Genomic DNA, 4938 nt, shown 5'->3' with positions numbered 1-4938 from the left:
CGAAGGACGCGAGTTCGCCGACGACGTCCCCGGCGTTCACCGAGGCACCGTCCGGCACCGCGACGACGAACTGTGCGCCGTCGGCACCGCTGCCGATGACCGCGATTTTTCCGTCCTCGGCCATCGCGTTGGCCGTGGCGCGGAGTTCGTCCATGTCGGTGTCGATACGCTGGATGACGGCGGTCGTGTCACCGACCGCTATTTCCTCGCCGCCGCCCGCACCGCTGGCGCGGGCCTCGGCGAGTTGCTCTTTCAGGTCCTCTATCTGTTTGCCTTGCGCCTTCCATTCCTCGAAGAAGCGTTCGGCCGTGTCGGGAACTTCTGCGGGCGAAACAGCGAGCGTGTCGGCGGCGGTGTTCAGGTAGTCCTCGGTTTCCTGCGTCGCCTCGATGGCGGCGTCACCGGCGGCGAACGTGAGTCGCTCGACCCCGTCCTGCACGCGCTCCGTGTTCAGGAGTTTGATAGCGCCGACGTCGCCGGTTCGGCGGACGTGCGTCCCACCGCAGGCCTGCACGTCCTCGGCGACGTGGATGAGGCGGATGTTCGTTCCGCCGGGAATCCCACCCTGATAGAGGTCGAACCCGAACTCCTCCTCGGCCTCGTGGCGGTTGGGCCACTCCTGCTGGACCGTCGTGTTCTCCATGACGATCTCGTTGGCGAGCAGTTCGATTCGCTTGGCCGTCTCGCGGTCGATGCGCTCGTAGTGGCGCACGTCGATGCGTGAACTGTCGGTTCCCTTCTGGGCACCGGCCTGTCGGATGTGGTCGCCGAGTATCTGGCGGGCCGCGTGGACGACGATGTGGGTCGCCGTGTGATGACGCATCAACCTGCGACGGCGTTGGGCGTCGATCTTTCCGCGGACGATGGCTCCCTTATCGACGGCTTCGTCGGTCCGATGGAGGACGACGCCGTTCTCGATCTGCGTGTCCGACACCTGAACCGTCTTCTCCTCGGTCGAAAGCGTGCCGTGGTCGCCCGGTTGTCCTCCGCCTTCGGGGTAAAACATCGTCTGGTCGAGGACGACGTCGTAGCCCTCCTCGCGGTCGAACACGTCGAGGACGACGGCTTCGAAGTCGGTTCGGTACTGGTCCTCGTAGTAGAGGCGCTCGGTCTTCGGCAGGTCGGTGAAGCGGTCGTCTTCGGACTCTTCCTCCTCGAAGGCTTCCCCGCTGTCGTGGCGTTCGGCGACGAGGCTGTAGAAGTCGTCCGGAATCGCCACCGACGCGCCGAACTCGTCGGCAATCTCCTCGACCATGTCGGGTTGCAACCCGTGAGAATCGTACAACTCGACGAGCGTCTCGGCCGGGATCGGCTTGCCTTCCTCGGCGTGTCGCTTGGCGATGCGGCGAACGCGACGGCCACCCTGTTCGAGGGTTTCGCGGTACTTTTCGACTTCCGTCCGGACGATGTCACGGATGGTGTCGCGGTTCTGGTAACCCAGACGTTCGGCCTGCATGTCCACGAGTTCGTCCAGCGGTGCATCGACGCCCGCGGTGTCACAGAGACGCTTGGTTCGTCGGAGTACCATCCGGGCGAGGTAGCCGGTCGCGACGTTGCTCGGGACGATGCCATCGCCGAACATGTAGGCGAGCGTTCGGCAGTGGTCGGCGATCGCGTAGATGGCTTCGAGCGGTTCCAGTAGCTCGACGAGTTCGGTCGTCGAGACGCCGATTTTGTCCGCGATGTTGTCGCGGGCGGCTTCCATGTCCTCGGCTTCGTCGATATCCATGTGCCCCGCGAGCTTCGAGGCGCGGTGAACGAGTTTTTCCTCCTCGTCGGTGTGTTCGATTCCCGCGTTCTCCTTGAGGAAATCGATCATGTCGGGGTAGACGGCTTCGTACACCGTCGGCGTTCCCTGTGACACCCACGTCCAGCGTTCGAGGCCGTACCCGGTGTCCACGATGTACGTGTCCATCGGGCTGTACCGGTTGCCATCCTTCATCTCGTACTCGCCCTCCGGGTCCTGCTCCATCGACATGAAGACGAGCGTGGCGAGTTCGACGCCCCGGTAGATGACTTCGATAGCGGGTCCGGCGTTGCCGCCGCCGACCCATGGGTCTTCGATGTAGATGACTTCATCGAGATTCGCACCCATCGACTCGAAGAACTCGTCACAGTACTCGACCGTCTGGTCCTTCCAGTAAACCTCTCCCTCGTACGCGTACTGCTCGGGGTCGTCGATGTCCTCCCGGGCGTTGAACGCGTGATGGGCCATCATCTCGAAGGCCATCGTGTGTCGCCCCGTCTTCCCGACGTTGTCGATGTCCTGCATCCGGATGCAGGGCTGACTGATGGTCAGCGGGTTGGCCGGTGGTGGTGTCTCTCCGGAGGTGACCAGCGGCTGGAAGTCTGCGATAGAAGCGATAGTGAGTAGCATGTCGTCCCGCCAGCGGTTCGCCGCCACCGGGTACGGGTCGATCCGTTGGTGGTCGTTGTCTTCGAAGAAGGACAGGAACGCTTCCCGCATTTCCGCCAGCGAGTACGTCTCGTCGAAACTCGGGTTGTCGATGAATCCGTACTCCTCACACGGTGGTTCTCCGCACGTCTCTCGGTCGTGGTCGCGCGTCCAGAAATGCGCTCCACATTCGGAGCATTCCTTTCGCACAAAGCCGTTTTCCTCGAAATAATCGAGGCGATACTCCTCCTCAAGTTGGCTCATTGTTGGTAGTTCTTCACCCACCGGGGCGTAAAACAGTTCCGCAACCGTGTGAGACCCCAGATACGACCGTCATCGTCCGTTCTGGGCCGAGCGATCCTCGTCGAAAAGGGGTGTCTGTCAGGCGTGATCGAACAGGTCGAACAATCCTCGGAGGGCGGCAATACCTGAATCGTCGCCGTCGAGGACGTACGAGTCGAACCTTCGAATCGAGTAGCGGTAGGCGGCCGGAGGTGCGACGACACCGAGCATTGCCGCAACCGCTCCGGCGACGAGACGAACCCTTCCGGGTGAAACCTTCAGCGCGTAGCCGAGAACTCCGGTGAGGAAGTGGACCATCGAGGCGACGGAGGCGGCCGTGGATGGCGTGATAGCGACGACGGCACCGCCGTACCCGATCATCAGCACGGCCGAATACGTGACGAAGGCCGTCTTGCTCGGGACGACCGCCCGGCGGCTTTTCGTGACGTTGACCTCGCCGAACCGGGGGAACGTCGAGCCGATTCCGATCGCGACGGCGATTCCCGCCAGACCGAGCAGCACGCTCACCCCCGTCAACAGAATCCAGCGCGTCGGTTCGAGCGGACTCAAAAACCCGGTGAGCGCCGTGGCGACGACGATAATCGGGAGTCCCACGATGCTCACCGCGATCATGTGGCCCTTGACGAACTGTTTGCCTCCGACGGTCGAGATGAGCGTCACCGGCAACATGGCTCCCTCGTCACCGAGCGGGTTGAGCGTCGCGCCGCCGAGTGCCCATGCCCCGTAGAAGGAGACGTGGACGGGAAGGGACCCCGTGACGTGGCCCGCCTGCACGGCGTCCTGAATCGGGCCGGTGAGGAAGAAGATCGGATAAATCACGTAGAGGAGCCGAAGCGGGGCGCGTTTCGTCCGCCGCCACACGTTTTCGACCACGGAGCGCGTCGGTCTCGACGCGATTCCGGCGAGGAAATCGGCGTTCGTTTCGTCGGCGTCGTACTGTTTGTTCTCGGGTTGGACTCGGTCGCCGTACCAGAGTCGCGTCGCCAACTGAACGTCGATGGCGGATAGGATCGGAACGCCGACGACCACGAGGGCAACCGCGCCACCGACCCGTGCCAACGAGGGGGACGCCCCCGGGATACCGAGCACGAGGAAGTCCCCGAGCCACGCCGTCGGCGCGTTCTGGAGTATCAGACCGAGCGACGTCATGATGTCGCCGAACGCGTTCGTTACGATGGCTCCCATATAGAGAACGAAGACGACGACCGCGATGATCGATTTGTACTGTGCGAGGACCTCCGAGCGCGCGAGTGCGAGCTTGAGCAGAAGACCGACGATGTGGCCGCTGAGCAGTGCCAGAAGTGTCAATCCGAGCAGCGCGAGAACGATGGTGATGAGCGGAAGCGGCGTCCCGAGCGACGCGCTGAGTGCGCCGCTGATCGCCAGAATGGGAATCGCACCGACGGTGACGAACCGCATGAGTTCCCCGCCGAGGAGACCACCGACCACGTCGCGGGCGGGAACCGTCGTCAGCATACCTGCCTCGTTGTCGATACGTCCGGTTTTCCCGATGGAGCGCGAGGCAACCATCACCGAGAGACCGACCCACGCGACGGCGAATGCACCGCGTGCGCCCATCAGTATCGGTGCCGATGTCGTTCGGAGCTCACCACCCAGCTTGTACGCGAGATACGCGCCGAGAACGGTCGCGCCAGCGGGCAGGAGGAGGAAAACCCCGAACGCGAGCATCTGCACGGGATTTTTGGCGATGGCGCGGATGCTCCGTCGATACTCCATTCGGGCGATACTGGCGCTCCGGCGGGGCGTCGGCCAGTTCATTGTTCCACCGACGCCGCGGCGGGGTGTTCGCTCGTCACGTCGAGGAACACGTCTTCGAGCGTCTGTTCCTCCTCGGCGCGGTGGGTGAGTCGCTCGGGGGAGTCCTCGGCGACGAGCGACCCGTCGTACAGCACGCCGACCGTATCGGCGAGCTCCTCCACGACCGGAAGGATGTGTGTCGAGAGGAAGACGGTCATCCCGTCGTGGGTGAGTTCCGAGATGAGCTCGCGCACCGTCCGTGCCGCACGCGGGTCGAGACCCGACGTTGGCTCGTCGAGGAAGACGACGTCGGGTTCGTGGAGGACGGTCTGGATCAGCGCCGTTTTCTGTTTCATCCCCTTCGAGTACGTCCCGACGCGTTCGTTCGCGTCGTCGAGGAGGTCGAACCGGTCGAGGAGTTGCTCGATTCGGTCGTCGGCGTCCACGCCGCGGAGACCGGCGATGTACTGCAACTGCTCGTA

3 protein-coding genes are annotated in these 4938 nt (G+C 63.6%); all 3 read right to left on the bottom strand.

What is annotated here, in order from left to right:
• On the bottom strand, positions 1-2659 hold a 2659-nt coding region (gene alaS / locus WBV42_RS21035), incomplete at its 3' end, for an alanine--tRNA ligase (protein ID WP_423987773.1).
• A gap of 117 nt (positions 2660-2776) precedes the next feature.
• Positions 2777-4477: a hypothetical protein gene (locus tag WBV42_RS21030; RefSeq protein ID WP_423987772.1), complete on the bottom strand. Its 1701-nt coding sequence runs from the start codon at positions 4475-4477 to the stop codon at positions 2777-2779.
• The coding region (locus WBV42_RS21025; protein WP_423987771.1) for an AAA family ATPase at positions 4474-4938 on the bottom strand (465 nt) is incomplete at its 5' end. The genes WBV42_RS21030 and WBV42_RS21025, both read right to left, overlap by 4 nt.

The organism is Haladaptatus sp., assembly GCF_049589095.1.
Lineage (GTDB): Archaea > Halobacteriota > Halobacteria > Halobacteriales > Haladaptataceae > Haladaptatus.
Note: the sequence above shows the minus strand (reverse complement) of the source record. Positions and strands in the feature narration are given on the sequence as shown.

Coding starts and splice junctions, on each gene's coding strand:
- WBV42_RS21030 (WP_423987772.1), bottom strand. CDS start 4,477: ATGAACTGGCCGACGCCCCGCCGGAGCGCCAGTATCGCCCGAATGGAG.